At 32.0% G+C, this 15693-nt stretch carries 13 protein-coding genes; 9 read left to right on the top strand and 4 right to left on the bottom strand.

Features of this window, described 5'->3' with window-relative positions:
* The first annotated feature begins 51 nt into the window (after positions 1-51).
* From MXE27_RS04150 to pyrB, 6 genes are all read left to right on the top strand, one after another.
* Positions 52-453: a 30S ribosomal protein S15 gene (locus MXE27_RS04150; protein WP_248611145.1), complete on the top strand. Its 402-nt coding sequence runs from the start codon at positions 52-54 to the stop codon at positions 451-453.
* Complete coding sequence (recJ, locus tag MXE27_RS04145) at positions 419-1771, top strand: RecJ family nuclease (protein ID WP_248611144.1); 1353 nt, start codon at positions 419-421, stop codon at positions 1769-1771. The genes MXE27_RS04150 and recJ overlap by 35 nt, the downstream gene beginning before the upstream one ends.
* A 135-nt stretch (positions 1772-1906) precedes the next feature.
* Positions 1907-3094: an aconitase X gene (locus MXE27_RS04140; RefSeq protein WP_248611143.1), complete on the top strand. Its 1188-nt coding sequence runs from the start codon at positions 1907-1909 to the stop codon at positions 3092-3094.
* A 266-nt stretch (positions 3095-3360) separates the two neighbouring features.
* Positions 3361-5667, top strand: a complete 2307-nt coding sequence (locus tag MXE27_RS04135; RefSeq protein WP_248611142.1) for a DEAD/DEAH box helicase — start codon at positions 3361-3363, stop codon at positions 5665-5667.
* 138 nt (positions 5668-5805) lie between these two features.
* Positions 5806-6537, top strand: coding sequence for a tRNA (adenine-N1)-methyltransferase (locus tag MXE27_RS04130; protein ID WP_248611141.1), 732 nt, complete (start codon positions 5806-5808; stop codon positions 6535-6537).
* Between the two features lie 210 nt (positions 6538-6747).
* Positions 6748-7668 (top strand): aspartate carbamoyltransferase, encoded by a 921-nt coding sequence (pyrB, locus tag MXE27_RS04125; protein WP_248611140.1) that lies wholly within the window; start codon positions 6748-6750, stop codon positions 7666-7668.
* A gap of 59 nt (positions 7669-7727) precedes the next feature.
* On the opposite strand, the gene MXE27_RS04120 is transcribed toward pyrB, so the two are convergent.
* A complete protein-coding gene (locus tag MXE27_RS04120; RefSeq protein WP_248611139.1) occupies positions 7728-8876 on the bottom strand; it encodes an orc1/cdc6 family replication initiation protein in 1149 nt (382 codons plus the stop codon).
* A gap of 995 nt (positions 8877-9871) precedes the next feature.
* On the bottom strand, positions 9872-10354 hold the full coding sequence (locus tag MXE27_RS04115; RefSeq protein WP_248611138.1) for a DUF2299 domain-containing protein: 483 nt from the start codon (positions 10352-10354) through the stop codon (positions 9872-9874).
* A 118-nt stretch (positions 10355-10472) separates the two neighbouring features.
* Here MXE27_RS04115 and MXE27_RS04110 point away from each other — a divergent pair, with 118 nt between their 5' ends.
* The 3 genes from MXE27_RS04110 (at position 10473) to MXE27_RS04100 (ending at position 12972) form a co-directional block, all read left to right on the top strand.
* Positions 10473-11390: a cobalamin biosynthesis protein gene (locus tag MXE27_RS04110; RefSeq protein WP_248611137.1), complete on the top strand. Its 918-nt coding sequence runs from the start codon at positions 10473-10475 to the stop codon at positions 11388-11390.
* A gap of 143 nt (positions 11391-11533) precedes the next feature.
* Positions 11534-12547 (top strand): cobalt-precorrin 5A hydrolase, encoded by a 1014-nt coding sequence (locus MXE27_RS04105; RefSeq protein WP_248611136.1) that lies wholly within the window; start codon positions 11534-11536, stop codon positions 12545-12547.
* A 170-nt stretch (positions 12548-12717) separates the two neighbouring features.
* A complete protein-coding gene (locus MXE27_RS04100) occupies positions 12718-12972 on the top strand; it encodes a stationary phase-response protein (RefSeq protein WP_248611135.1) in 255 nt (84 codons plus the stop codon).
* Between the two features lie 123 nt (positions 12973-13095).
* Here MXE27_RS04100 and MXE27_RS04095 read toward each other — a convergent pair whose 3' ends face one another.
* Both MXE27_RS04095 and MXE27_RS04090 read right to left on the bottom strand, forming a co-directional pair.
* Positions 13096-13668, bottom strand: coding sequence for a class II aldolase/adducin family protein (locus tag MXE27_RS04095; RefSeq protein WP_248611134.1), 573 nt, complete (start codon positions 13666-13668; stop codon positions 13096-13098).
* 89 nt (positions 13669-13757) lie between these two features.
* Entirely contained in the window at positions 13758-15392 is a 1635-nt protein-coding gene (locus MXE27_RS04090) for a DNA-directed DNA polymerase II small subunit (protein WP_248611133.1), read from the bottom strand.
* Positions 15393-15693: the final 301 nt, after the last annotated feature.

The raw sequence follows: 15693 nt of genomic DNA, 5'->3' as shown, positions 1-15693 counted from the left end.
TAGCAAATCATGATTATAATTTTATCTATACACAAATATAGAGGCGATTAAATGGCAAACAAACCTGATTGGGTTGAATACTCAAATGAAGAAATTGAAGAACTAATATTAAAATTAACTAAAGAAGGAAACTCCACCAGTAAAATTGGAATCATCTTAAGAGACCAGTATGGTATCCCTGATGTCAAATTAATCACTGGTAAAAAAATTACCAAAATCTTAGAGGACCATGGGCAAAAACCAGAATACCCTGAAGATATAATGAATCTCATCCGTAAAGCAGTAAACATACGGGACCATTTAAAAGAAAATCCTAAAGATTTACACACCAAACGAGGATTACAGGTCATTGAATCCCAGATTCGACGTTTAGGTAGATATTACGTTAATGAAGGTGTACTCCCAGAAGGATGGAGATATGACCCACAAAAAGCAGCACTCCTTGTTAAATAGAGCTGATGAAGCTTGTCAGGTGCTCAAAGAGCATCTGAAAAGAGGAGACATTGTGAGGATAATTTCTCACAATGATGCAGACGGTCTTTCTGCAGCAGGAGTAATAGCCAATGCTATATCCCAGGAAGAAGGCCAATTCCATATCAGTATCGTTCCCCGGCTTAGAGATGATTTTATCCGAAAGTTAGCTCAGGAAAGATACAAATTATTCTTTTTTTGCGATATGGGAAGTGCTTACTTAGAGGCTATATCCCGTATTAAAGGAGACGTAATAATATCTGACCATCACCAGCCCATTGATTTTGAAACTGGTGAAAAGATAACCCATGTTAACCCCCATCTATTTGGAATAGACGGTAGTCGTGAAGTAAGTGCATCAGGAGTAACTTACCTGACTGTGAGAGGGATGGAAAAACAATCCTTAGCAGGCATGGCTTTGGCAGGTGCATTTGGTGATATGCAGTATTATGATAGATTTTTAGGTATTAACCAGATGATACTTGAAGAAGGACTAAAAGCTAATACTGTAGAAGTCTACCAGGACCTTAAAATCGCATCAAAAAATGAAGAACCACTGTACAAATCCCTGGCCTACACATTTAACCCTGTTCTGCCCGGCCTTACAGGGGATTTAGAAGGCTCTATGGCATTTTTAGAAAAAATGGGTGTTTCTTATGGGATTAAATTCTCAGATTTAGGTCCGGAAGAGCGAGATATCTTGAAAGATGAGTTGGTAAAATTAAATCCCCAAATTTTCAGTGATGTTTTTAGTGATGCCCGGCAACCACAATCTATCCGAAATATTGAAGATTATTCACGCATTCTGGATGCATGTGGTAAGAACAAGAAATATGGGCTGGGCCTGGGGATTTGCCTTGGTGAAAAAAATAATGCTCTGGAAGTAGCTCTTGACTTACAGCGTAAATATAGAGAAACTCTAGTTAAAGGATTACAATGGATCAAAAGAGAAGGCTCCACTGTTTTAGAGCATATACAATACATTTATGCTGAGGAAAAAGCTCGTAAAAGTGTTATGGGTACAATTTCAAGTATATCTTTATCCTTAGGATTATTGGAAGCAGATATCCCTCTTTTAGCAATATCAAGAATGGATAATCAGGTGAAAATCTCCAGTAGGACCATTCCAGAAATGGTGGAAGCAGGTGTTGATCTAGGTCAAGCCTTAAAAGACGCTTCCAGTAGCTTTGGAGGTACTGGTGGAGGTCACGACATAGCCGCGGGTGCTATGATACCTTATAAAGAAATGGATAATTTTTTGACATTAGTAGATGAAATAGTAGGCACTCAACTAGAGTAAATTATCTAATTATTTTTTTATTTTTATAATTCCAATACTAAATATTAATTAATCAAATTTACTAAAATAACTTTAACTGAATTGATTTTAATTTAATTAATATAAGAATTTTAATAATTAATAAAAGGGATTAAAATGCAGCTTACCCATGAAGAAGAAAAAATGTATCAGGGAGAGTATGGAGAAACCATTAGAAAAAGCATGGAAATTCTAGTGGCTCTGGGAGACATATACGAAGCCGAAGAATTAGTAGATATAACTTCAGCTCAAGTTTCAGGAGTTTCCTACAAGACTATTGGAGACGCAGGTCTGGAATATTTAGAAGATTTGGCCAAGGACCCCCAAGCCAAGACAAAAGTACCATCCACTCTAAATCCTGCAGGGGTTGATCTAGACATATGGGAAGAATTAGGGTTCTCTACAGAGTTCACCGAGCATCAAAAGCGCATTGTGGGTGCTTATGGAAAAATGGATGTAATGACCACCTGTACATGCACACCATATCTTATTGGAAATGTTCCATTACAAGGTTCTCATATTGCATGGTCAGAATCTTCTGCTGTAGCGTATGGAAATTCAGTTTTAGGTGCTAGAACAAATCGTGAAGGAGGCCCTGGTGCTTTAGCTGCTGCAATTTGTGGAAAAACTCCCTGTTATGGTTTTCACCTCAAAGAAAACCGAACCGCAAATATCTTAATAGAAGTAGAGTGTGATTTGCAGGGAGCAGATTATGGTGCACTAGGATATCTGGTAGGTCAAGAAGTGGGAGACGGTGTTCCATACTTTAAAATGAAAAATAGGCCACTTTCAGATAATCTAAAAAGTTTAGGGGCTGCACTTGCCTCTTCAGGAGCCGTAGCACTTTACCATGTGGAAAAAGTAACACCAGAATATCAAAATGCTCAGATTGAAGATGTTAAGGATAAAATAACCGTGACTAAAAATGATATTAAACAAATACGTGAAAACTTATCCACCAGTAGTGAAAAAGCAGATTTAATCTGTTTAGGATGTCCTCATGCTTCTTTAGAAGAGATTCGAAATATTGCAGAATCATTACAAGGCAAAAAATTAAAAAATGAATTATGGCTCTGTACTTCGATTAATATGAAAGCTGCTGCTGAGAGAATGGGTTACAAAAAGATGATTGAAAAAGCAGGTGGAAAATTAGTATGTGACACTTGTATGGTGGTTGCTCCCATAGAAGAACTTGGTTTTGAAGTTATTGGAGTGGATTCTGCAAAAGCTGCAAATTATGTGCCTAGTATGTGCGGTTTAGAAGTAGTTTTCGATGATTTTAAAAATTTAATTGTAGAAAAATAATTTTTTTACTGTAAAACATCAATCTTTACTTTCAATCTCACCCCGCCCTGACGAATTTATAAATTTATCTAGATCTTGAAAAATGAGGATAATACTACTTATTTCTCTATTTTTAGAGTAAATTTAATGTTAATAAGGATGATGCTTTTCCTGGTTGCTCTGAGTTTTATTAAAATAAGATTTTTTCTATTATTATTTCTATGAAAATTGAATAATTATGCCGTATAACACCACTTTTATATGAATCATTTTAAATATACAATCTCATGGAAAAGTACATCAGCCACCCCCTCATCCAACCAAATAAGGTAGAAGCTCGGCTTTACCAGCAGTTATTAGCTGCAGATGTTTTAAAAAAGGGCAACACTATGATTGTGGCACCTACTGCATTGGGTAAAACTATAGTGGCTGCTTTGGTTGGAGCTGACCGATTGTATAGATACAAAGGATCAAAAATAGTCATAGTAGCTCCCAGCAAACCATTAGTAATTCAACATGAAGAAAGTTTCAGGGAATTTCTAACTTTAACATCCACCACACTCACTGGAGCCATTAAAGGAGAAGAAAGACTTAAGCGGTGGGAAGATTCTCAGATAATTTGTGCCACGCCTCAAACTATTGAATCTGATTTAATTAAAGGGATTTATGATTTTAAGGATGTTTCACTACTGGTTTTTGATGAATGTCATAGGGGAGTAGGATCTTATTCTTATGTTTATTTAGCATCTCGTTATCTTCAGGAATCTCAAGACCCTCTTATTCTAGGGTTAACAGCTTCCCCCGGCTCAGATAAAGAAAAAATAAAATGTGTTTGTGAAAATCTATTTATCCAAGAAGTTATTATTAAAAGTGAGGATGATCCCGATGTTTCACCTTATTTTAATCCTATTGAAATTGAATGGGTTAGTGTAGAACTAGGAGAAGATTTAAAGAGAATAAAAGACCATTTGAACAAGGCATTGAAACATCGCTTGAAGATGCTTAAAAATATGGATATACTCCCCACCATCTCTGTCAGTAAAAAAGATTTACTACAGGCACGTTCTAAAGTTCAAAATAGAATCGCTCGTAGCACTAATCCTCCTAAAGAATGTTACAAAGCTATTTCTATTATCGCTGCTTCTATCAATGTCCAACATGCACTTGAACTTCTGGAAACACAGGGAATAAATACATTACAACAGTATTTTCTTCGATTAAAGAAAAAAAACACTAAAGCCGCCAAGGGATTGATAATGGATGCAGATTTTGCACCAGCCATGATTTTAACTCGTAAAGCGTATCAAATGGGAGTGGAACATCCTAAATTAGATAAATTGATAAAGATTCTCAATAATGAAATGGAGAAAGAAAGTAGTAAAATTATTGTTTTTACACAATTTAGAGATACTCTAGAAAATATATACCAGAGGTGTCAGAAAGAAAATATAAATGCTGTAAAATTTTTCGGGCAGGGAAAAAGGAATGGAGAAAAAGGCCTTACCCAGAAACAGCAGAAAGATATTATTAAAGGGTTTCGTATGGGTAATTATGACGTCCTTTTATCAACAAGTGTAGCTGAAGAAGGTATTGATATTCCCGCCGTGGACCTGGTTGTGCTCTATGAACCAGTTCCCTCAGAAATAAGAATGATTCAACGACGTGGTCGTACTGGAAGAAAGCAAAGTGGGAGAATGATGGTTCTAATTGCCAAAGGTACCCGGGATGAAGGATACTATTGGTCCAGCGTGCATAAAGAAAGACGGATGAAAGAAGAACTTGGAAAATCATCCCCACTAAAAAATTTGGAAATAAAACCCATAAATTTAGATAATATTAAATCAAGGGCTCCAGTGAAAGAAAATACAAGTGTATTAGAAGAGGAGATAATAAATGAGAAAGAATTTTCTTCTTCTGAAGACAAACCAGTGGTATATGCCGATTCTAGAGAAGTTAATTCTAGAGTTTTAAGGGAACTTACCCAACTCGGAGTAGAAGTGGTTGTTAAGCCTTTAGCTGTGGCAGATTATCAGGTGAGTGATGATGTGGCTTTGGAGCGAAAAACTGCTTCGGATTTTGTAAGTTCCATTGCAGATAAAAGGCTGCATAAACAAGTTAAAGAGATGGTAGAAGAATTTAACAAGCCACTCATGATATTAGAGGGAGATAATTTATATTCTGGTTTTATGAATCCTAATGCAATACGAGGTGCCCTGGCATCTGTAGCTGTAGATTTTAGGATCCCCATACTACCAACCAGATCACCAGAAGACACCGCAGCTATGATTCGGAGAATCGCAATTAGAGAACAGACACATAATAAGCCAGAAATTCAGGTGCGGACTGAAAAAAAACCTTTGACCTTATGGGAGCAGCAGTTATTTATTGTGGAATCACTACCTAATGTTGGACCGGTTAATGCCCGTAAACTTTTAGAAGAATTTGGTTCTGTTAAAGAAATCATAAATGCATCTCAAGAAGACTTACAAAGAGTAGATGGTATTGGTAAAAAGATTGCTCGAAATATCAATAAGGTAGTGGAAATTGGTTTTAAAAAAATCAAAAAAGAAAAGGATCAAAAACTTATAGATTGAACTTAAAATTTAGATCAAGTAGATATAGATTTACTATATTTTTTATTGTATAATTTAGCCAAGAGTATATTAAATCAATGATTCTTACATTTATTTATCAAAGATGTGGCAGCTCATTCAATATCATAAGGTGATAATGTGCGGATTTTAATGGATGATAGAGGAAAGAAATACATACTTGACGAAGGTCAGGATTTTCATAATGATTTAGGTATCATAAAAAAAGAAGAACTAGAAAACTGTGTACCAGGTGACATTTTAAAAACCCATAAAGAGCATGAAGTTAAAGTTATCCAGGCTAATGTGAATGATTTCATAGAGTTAATGGAACGTAAGTGTTCTATTTTACTTCCCAAAGATATAGGAATAGTTATAGCATATACGGGTCTTGGATGTGGAGACAAAGTTGTAGATGCTGGTACCGGAGCGGGAGCCATAGCTCTCCATTTTGCCAATGTAGTTGGTAAGGAAGGTGAAGTCCACAGTTATGAAATTCGAGAAGATTTTACCAAAATTGCCCAGAAAAATGTGAAGCAATTTGGTTTCGATAATATAACTATAAAAAATCAGGATATTAAAGAAGGTATAGATGAAGAAGAAGTTGATCTCATATTTCTAGACCTCCCTAAACCATATGAAATGATGGAAAGCGTTTTTGATGCTTTGAAAAGTGGTGGATGGTTAGCTGTTTATGCCCCTTATATTGAACAGGTTCAGATTTTAAATAGGATAGCAAAAAAAATAGGATTTAATGAGATAAATACAATAGAATGCATACTACGTGAAATGGAAGTTAAATCAAAAGGTACCAGGCCAAAAACTCGTATGGTGGGCCATACCGGTTATTTAAGTTTTGCTCGGAAATTATAATAATAAATTTTTAATGTTGTTTTATATCATGAAATCGTGATATAATTAATTGTTTCTAGGAACAAGAACACATTATTTATTTGTTAATATGAATTTTTTTTTATCACTAGTCTAATTAAGTTTGAAATTAGCAAAAATATTATAGTCCACAAATTCAATATAAATTAGATTAAAGTTTACATAATTTTATGTATTTCTGGGAGGTTCAAGATGTCCTTTTCTCTTAAAAACGTTATTTCTATTAAAGATTTTAGTAAAAAAGATATAAATTATATTTTAAAAGAAGCAGAAGGGATGGAACCCATTGCCAGATCACAAAAAACATCTCAAGTCATGACAGGTCGAATACTTGGAATGATGTTTTATGAACCATCCACCCGAACCAGGCTTTCCTTTGAAACTGCAATGAAAAGAATGAGTGGTGGAGTAATAGGATTTGCTGAAACAGGTGCGAGTTCTGTAACTAAAGGAGAAAATTTAGCTGATACTGCGAGAATGGTTGCTGAATATGCTGATGCTCTGGTTATAAGACACAACTTGGAAGGAGCAGCTAGATATGTATCAGATATTGTAAATGTCCCTGTGATAAATGCTGGAGACGGTGCAGGGCAGCACCCAACCCAAACATTGTTGGATCTTTATACTATGCGCCGGATTTTTGGAAAAATAGATGGTTTGAAAGTGGCATTAATAGGTGATTTAAAATATGGTAGAACAGTTCACTCCCTTTCTTATGCTTTAGGTATGTTTGGAGTGAAAATGAGTTTTGTTTCACCTCCAGAGCTACGCATGCCTCCAGAAATTCTTCATGATTTAAAACAAAACAAAGTAGTTGCTCAGGAAACCAATAATTTACAGGATGTTCTAGACGAAGTAGATATATTGTATGTTACCAGAATACAAAAAGAACGATTCCCTGATCCTGAAGAGTACTCACGAATTAAAGGTGCCTATCAAATAGATGCTTCACTTATTAAAGGTAAAGACTTAATTGTAATGCACCCATTACCACGTGTTGATGAAGTATCTCCTGATTTAGATGATACTCCCTATGGTAAATATTTTGAACAGGCATTTTATGGTGTTCCAGTTAGGATGGCTCTTTTAAATAGTTTATTAAGTTCTTTTTAAAGTCAATTTTAATTAATTAATTTTTTAATTTTTCAAATAAAAGATAAGGAATATGTATTTCACATTCCCCAAATAGCATCCTCTAAAACATCAGTATCACACTGTAAGTCAATTATATTAGTTCTACCTTTAGCTCTTCCTCTGGAAACAGTGTTAGTGGAAATCAAACCCAGCATCTCCAGTTCATTAATAAAATCAAAAATTCGCCTATAGGAAACAGTATCTCCTTTAGAAATGTCTTTATATACTTCATAGAGACGTCCGGAAGTTATTTCTTCCTTACGTTTGGTTAAATATAAAATAGATTCTAGGACTCTTTGTTGCTGAGAAGGTAGTGTCATTATAATATCTGTTATTTTATTATGTTCAATGTAATCTTTAGCCTCTCTAACATAATCACCCTGAACAAGATCGGAATCTTTTTCATCTGCAAGTTCACCAGAAGTCCTGAGAAGATCTAATGCATACCTAGCATCTCCTTCTTCTTTAGCAGCTAATGCTGCACAGAGTGGAATTACATCATTTTCTAATACTTTTTCGTTAAATGATAATTTTGAACGTTCTTCTAAAATATCAACCAATTGTTGAGCACCATATGGTGGAAAAACTATTTCCCTATCACGTAAACTGCTTCTGACTCGAGGTTTTATGAATTTCTTAAAGTCTACATAGTTACTAATAGAAAGAATAGATACATTATCAGTACGAGTAAGAGTGTAAAGCAGACCATCACCATCATTTCTTAGAAGAATATCAATTTCATCCAAAACTACTAACAATATAAGATCATTACCAAAAGCATTTTTTTTAAATAAGTTTCTAAAAGTGTTAATGACTTCTGCTTTAGTCCACCCACGGTAAGGAACATCACGCCCCATCTGTTGGCACAGTCGTGCGATGACCTGATACTCAGTCGTATAATCAGTGCAACGAATATATTCCGTTTTAATATTAATATTTTGATCTTTAGATGCTTCTTTAAGTTGTTTCATGGCAAATTTAGCAACAGCTGTTTTACCAGTACCTGTTTTACCGTAGATAGTAATATCTGGAGGTGTAACCCCACTTAAAGCTTCAATCCAATATTTTGCTATTGATTTTATCTGATCTTCCCTATGAGGAAGTTTATCAGGTAAAAATCTGTGATCTAAATATTGTTTATCTTTAAAAACTGTTTTTTTATCCCCTAACTCATCAAATATGTTCATAAGATCACGCATCAAATTTTTTTATCTTGACAAACAAAGTCAGTACCCCCGTCCTGACAAATAGTAGGTTACCATCACCAAATTTCAAAAAGTGTAATTTATCCCCCTGAACATCATTTTAAATGATATGTTAAATCACTGATACTTCAAAAAACCCTGTTTACTTATGATTAATAATGAATTAACTTAAAAAATCAATATAGTTCAGGAATGGGTGGTAAGTTTCAAGTGTAAATAATGTTATAGTAACTATCAAATAAAACTTTTTATTATTTTTTTACTTAAAATTATGTGTCAGTGAGACATTGACTTCAAGTGTATATATAATTTCACCAGTTGCAAAAAAGTAAGGGACATACATTTCAAGTGTAACATTAATGATACTGTGAAAATTATGTAAGAGAGACCATCAGTTCAAGTGTAAAAAAAAATCCTTTTTGAAAGTTTGAAGAGAGAGACCATCAGTTCAAGTGTAAAAAAAAAATGTATATAGAGTTTTTTTAAGACATGTATTTCAACTGTAAAATAATTTAAGAAATTATTATACATTCAAAAAATATTTTTTTTGAAATAATAAGATTAAATAAGTATTTTTTTAAAAAAATAAAGCTTTTTAAAGATTTTTTACACTTGAAATGTATGTCTTGATTTCGCATTACTTATTATTTTTTTACACTTGAAATACATCTCTCTCTTTCAATTTTCCTATAATAAAAACATAGTTACACTGGAAGTACACCTCTCTCCTTGAAGATACCATCATTTAAATTTTTTTACACTGGAAGTATACCTCTCACTTTCATAGAAACTAATAAAATATGAATAGTTTTTATTAAAAATTAAATGTAAAAAATTGAATTTTACACTTGAAACATATCTCTCAGGTAATTTATCTATGGTAAGAAAAAATATTTACACTTGAAATACTCCTCTCCCTTAAACAGCAGGATTTATTTAGGAGATAATGAAAAAGAAAAAAAAGATTTAATAATTCTTTAAACGTACATACTATCTGAATGGAATTCGTCTTTTTCTACTTCGCCAAATTTATGCTGTATTTTCCACAGACCTTGTAATTTAGCTCTAAATACTCTTTTTACAGTTGATATGAGCCTGTCCTTATTCATTCCATCTTCATATATCTCTTCACTAACAACAAAACTTTGTAAAATATTATCTGGGTGCTGTAGTTGGAAATCCACTAGGAAATTATTCAATGTGAATCTGAATTCCCAAATAAATTCTTCCCTTTCATCATATGATATTTTTTGCATTGCATTCAAATGTTCGGGGCTTACATTTGTAGCACATCCAATAACAACCATATCTACTTTTCCCTTTGGTTGAATTATGTCTATAACATGTCCTTCAGGGTAGTTAACCATAAAGTGAAAGTTTGCAGTATCGTCTGGAACTCTTTGACGGAAATATCCTTCGTCCGCCATCCATTTTTGTATGTTGTCTTCGATTTTAGTCATTGCTCACCAATCCCCTAATAAATTATAAATGATTATCTGATTTTATTTCTATTTAAAATACATATCATTAATATTAATAGCTTTCTAATAAACTTGCATGGAAATTTTAATATTATTGATGATTTTTTCAGCCGTTGCTTTAGATGTTGTTTTTGGCGAATTGCCTTCAGCCTTGCATCCTGTAGTCTGGATGGGAAATATAATTAATCTATTCAAAACTCACTTAATCAAAATAAATCATAAAATATCTGGTTTCATCTTAACTTTAATAATATCTCTTATATTTGTGCTTTCAACTTTATTGATACTTAATTTAACTAAAAACCATATAATTTTAACATTTACTATTTCCACTATCTTACTATCATCTACTTTTTCAATAAAATTTTTAATTAAATCTTCACAGAAAATCGAGGATGAACTTCAAATTGATTTGGATAAGACTCGTAAATCTGTTTCATATTTAGTCAGCAGAGATACATCAAATCTTACTTCTGAACAACTTATATCTGCCACTATAGAAAGTTTATCTGAGAATATAACTGATTCTGTAGCATCCCCATTATTTTTCGCATTTTTATTCGGACTTCCAGGTGCCATGTTTTATCGAGTTATAAATACACTGGATGCTATGGTGGGCTATAAAACTAAAGAATTGATGGTTATTGGATGGTTCCCAGCAAATATAGATGATCTTTTGAATTATATACCTGCCCGTATCACGGGCTTAATAGTGGTATTGTCTGCTTTTTTGCTGAAAATGAACTGGAGAAATAGTTACCGTATAATGTTGAGAGACGCCAGGAAACCTCCAAGCCCTAATTCCGGTTACTCAATGGCAGCTGTAGCTGGTGCTCTGGATATAAAACTTGAAAAAATTAATGTTTATACAATTGGCGATAATATAAACGATTTAAATATAGAAACAATCAATAATGCCATTAAACTCACTAAAACTACAATTTCACTGTATTTGATTATTTTAAGCTTGATAATCTTCATTATTTTTCAGGCAATGCACATGGTATCGTTTTAGGAGACCACCACTTCCAGTGTAAAAAAATCCTGAAATTAAATTTATATAATGATCGTGTTTATAATTTACTTTAATATTTGAAAATAAACTGTCAGATCTTATTGAATAACATGTAATATTTTTTCATAAAAATAATGATTAATATGAACTTAGCAATTATTTCACTTACAGAATCTGGAAAAACCCTGGCTGAAAATCTTAAAATAATGTTGCTTGAAGATTCAACTATATTTAAAGTGGATACTTTTCATAAAAACATAAAATCAACTTTAAATAATATTTTTTCAGAATATGATGCTATAATTGGTATCATGGCCACAGGGATAATGGTTAGAAATTTAGCTGATCTATTAAAGACTAAAACTACAGATCCGGCAGTAATAGTGATGGATGAAAAAGGAAATAATATCATTAGTTTACTATCTGGACATTTAGGTGGTGCTAATCAATTATCCTATAAAATTAGTGATTTTTTAAATTCAAACCCTGTAATAACCACTGCAACAGATGTTAATGGATTAATAGGAATTGATGAATTGGCCAGAAAATATTACTGGAAAATAAAGAATCCAAATCAAATCCGTTTTTTCAACAGAGAAATTCTCCATGGGGAAAAAATAAAATTAATGAGTAAAAACAATATAAAATACTTATTAAATGAACCCTATTTTGAGAAAACTTATGAAATATTAGATTTAGATGATAAATCAAATGTAAATCATGATGGAATTGAAGCAATAGTAACTAATGCTGAGTCCAGACTTTTTTTGAAGCCTTATAAATTAGTAGTAGGTATAGGAAGCCGCAAGAATATATCTCATAATCTGGTCCTCAGTGCTCTTAAAAAAACATTTTATTTATTAGATATATCTATTGATAGAATTGATGCACTGGCCACGGCTGAAATTAAATCTAAGGAAGAAGGAATTTTAAAAACAGCTGTTCAACTAAAAAAACCTTTGCATATAATTAAAATCGCAGATATAAAAAATTTTAACTCAAATCAATGTTCCTTTTCGGATTTTGTAGATAAAAATTTTGGAGTTCCTGGAATCTGTGAGCCTAGTGCGCTTATTGCAGCTGGTGATAACTCTAAGTTAATTTTTAAGAAAACTGCTTATAATGGTGTTACTATAGCAGTTGCTATTGCTCAATAGTGTGTTTATTTAAAAAGGCTTGCATTATTCTATTATATTTATCCTAAAAATAATTTATCAATACAATAATTTTGTAACCAAAACCTATTTAAATCAAGTTATATAAAGCACATTGGATATAACACTTAATCTGATATATTTTTCTAGGATTTATATTTGGAGGAATTATTATGAGTAATGAAGCATTTGATCGCGTTTCTGCAATTTTAAAACACATAATGGAAGATACCAGTGTCCCGCGTAATATAAGAAGGGCTGCTGAAGAATCAAACGACATATTGAATAAAGAAGATGAAGATTCTACTGTAAGGGCCAGTACTGTTATTTCTAAGCTGGATGAAATCAGTAATGATCCAAACATTCCTATACATGCACGAACATTAATTTGGGAAATTTTAAGTGAATTAGAGTCCATTAGGAACTAATTTAAATTAATTTTAAACTTTTCCCATCAAAAATTTTATAAAATCCTAATTTTCATTAATTATAACTTCTTTTTATTAAAATTAAAATTAAAATTAATTTTATATTATTTTTTAAAATAAACCTTATTTATTTAACATATGGGTAATAAATTGAGTTTTAGCACTTTCTTCTATAAATTCAGCTAGTGCTGCTGCATCAGAAATATTGCTGCCGATACTCACTATCCCATGATTTTTTAAGACAACGATATCATTATCTAATAATGATTTAGCTGTATTATCTGCTAATTCTTTGCTTCCAGGCTTTGAATATCTAACTTCATTTAAATACTGATTTTTTATCTTACCAAAACCTTCTAATCTTTTTATTTTTTTATTAGAAAATGAAAATCCGGTGGCATAAGGTGAATGGGTATGTACAATCCCTTTTACGTCTTCTCTTTTTTTATAAATTTCTAAATGTAAAAATAATTCTGAAGAAGGATTACCACTGGACAATAAATTTCCATCTAAATCTACTAAAACAATATTCTCCTGACTGACATTTAAAAGGGAAGTTTCCGTGGGAGTGATGGCAATAACATCTAGTTCTTTATCTTTAAACCTTGCGCTAACATTACCCGCTTTACCTGAAACTAATTTTCTATTAAAAACATAATGCGAAGCATTTACCACTTTTTCCACCAGATTTTTCATTTAAATCCTCCCAAGATAATATTCAGTCATGATTTGATTAACATAATTTATTCTAGTTATATTTATAATAAAAAAAGATATTAATAAAATTAATTGAATTTTAATAGTTTAAAATTACCTCGATTTAAAACTGGAACTTCTCCACATGTAGGAATAATGTTATAAATCTTCTGGAACTCTGTTTGAGATTGGAATGTTCCTGAATTTATCATATGAACTCCTTTATATTTTTTATAGGAATTGATATGCACGTGTCCTGTGTGAAAAATGTCTGGAATTTCATCTATAACTAAATGATCCTCTAATTCGGATGCTAGAGGGGTTCTTTCACCATAAATAGGTGCAATATGTCTTTTTTCTAATAGTTCTCTCATTATCAGATCAGATTCTTCGTGAGATAATCCTTTGACAGTCATTGCCAAATCATCAAAGCTTCTTCCGTGATATATTAAAGTTTTAATCCCATCTAAACTTACTATAGATGGGTTGCTGACGAATTCAACATTTTTCAATTGATATAATGATTTTGCATATTCTTCGGGAACTGCGGGTTGTGGTTCAGCTACTCTAGAAGCATCGTGGTTTCCAGGAGCGATTATGATTTTTATATCCTCTCTTATTTCACCAAATAATCTGGCAGCTTCATCGTATTGTTTGGTAATATCTTTTATGGTCAGTTCTTTTTCTTGATGAGGATAAACTCCTATTCCATCTACAATATCCCCTGCAACAATTAAATATTTTACATCTTCTGCTATTTTCACCTGCTCAGGGGTTCCGAAGTTTCCATTTATCCAGTTGATAAATTTGTTGAAGGCTTCTTCCTGGAAAGTGCAGCTGCCAATGTGGACGTCAGAAATAAATACTGTTGAAAAATTCATGGGCTTTTCTTCTATTCTTGGAACTCCGGGGTGTATCAGTTCAGAAGCAATTACAAAGTTACCTTTTCGACTTCCAATTATTCCCAATATTTCATCTCTCACAATCATCTCTGATTTTTCAAAGAGTTTATGGTTGTCATTATGTATTAATACACTGATTTCACCAGTATCATCTTCAATTTCGAGTATTTTATGGTTATTTTTAGTTGTCCTGAGATCTTTAACCATTCCAATAATTTTTACAACATCTTTAGATTGGAAAATATCAGCAATATTTGAATAATCTTTTAATTCTCTTCTTTTAACCAGAATATCTTTTATTCTATGATATCTATTATTGAAGTAGGAAATCATATCTTTGATATCCCCACAAGTGTAAGACTTCTTACTGGTATCTTGTATTATTTCAAAATTGAATTCTACTTCTTTAATTGGTTTTGTTTTTGCTTGTATTTCCGAGGGTATTTCACTCACAATCTCATCAATTTTATTAGATATTTCTTCTGAAATTGAATTATTATCAATTAATTCTTGCTTTAACCGTAAATTATTTTCTATTTTATCTATTGCTTCATTTTCCATGGATTGAGTATCTATATCTTGTGAAAAATACTCTTTTTTTTCATTAGATGAAATTTCTATGTTATTCTTTTCCAAAAAAGTATCCAGCATCTCTGTACTTACAATTATTAAATCCCTGGTTTTTTTACCCTGGCTAATTATATCTGCTATCAATGCAGAAGATACTGCAACCGGATCATCTAATAAATTAATTTTATCAAAAGCGTTATCATTAATTAATATCTCAGCATCGGCAAACTTTGACAAGATTTTGTGATTCATAATAATCTATCTATAATTTTTTTATTAAACTAACAAATTTAACATCATTGTTTGAGAATTAAGCACTTAATATTTATAAATTTTAATTTCTCATACTTTCATTTGCTTAATTTTATTTATAATTACTCAGATATAACCATAACTTTATGTCTCATGAAAAATAACTGAACTGTTAAGAGATTGATGTAAGGCTTAAAAAATATTATAGGTCTAATAAACATAATCATCTATAATAATTTAAATCATAAACTTCTGTGAATTAATAAAATTTAAATTATATATTATTTAAAATCTAAAGAAC

Source organism: Methanobacterium alcaliphilum, from assembly GCF_023227715.1.
Lineage (GTDB): Archaea > Methanobacteriota > Methanobacteria > Methanobacteriales > Methanobacteriaceae > Methanobacterium_E > Methanobacterium_E alcaliphilum.
This window is presented reverse-complemented; position numbering and strand designations above follow the sequence as displayed.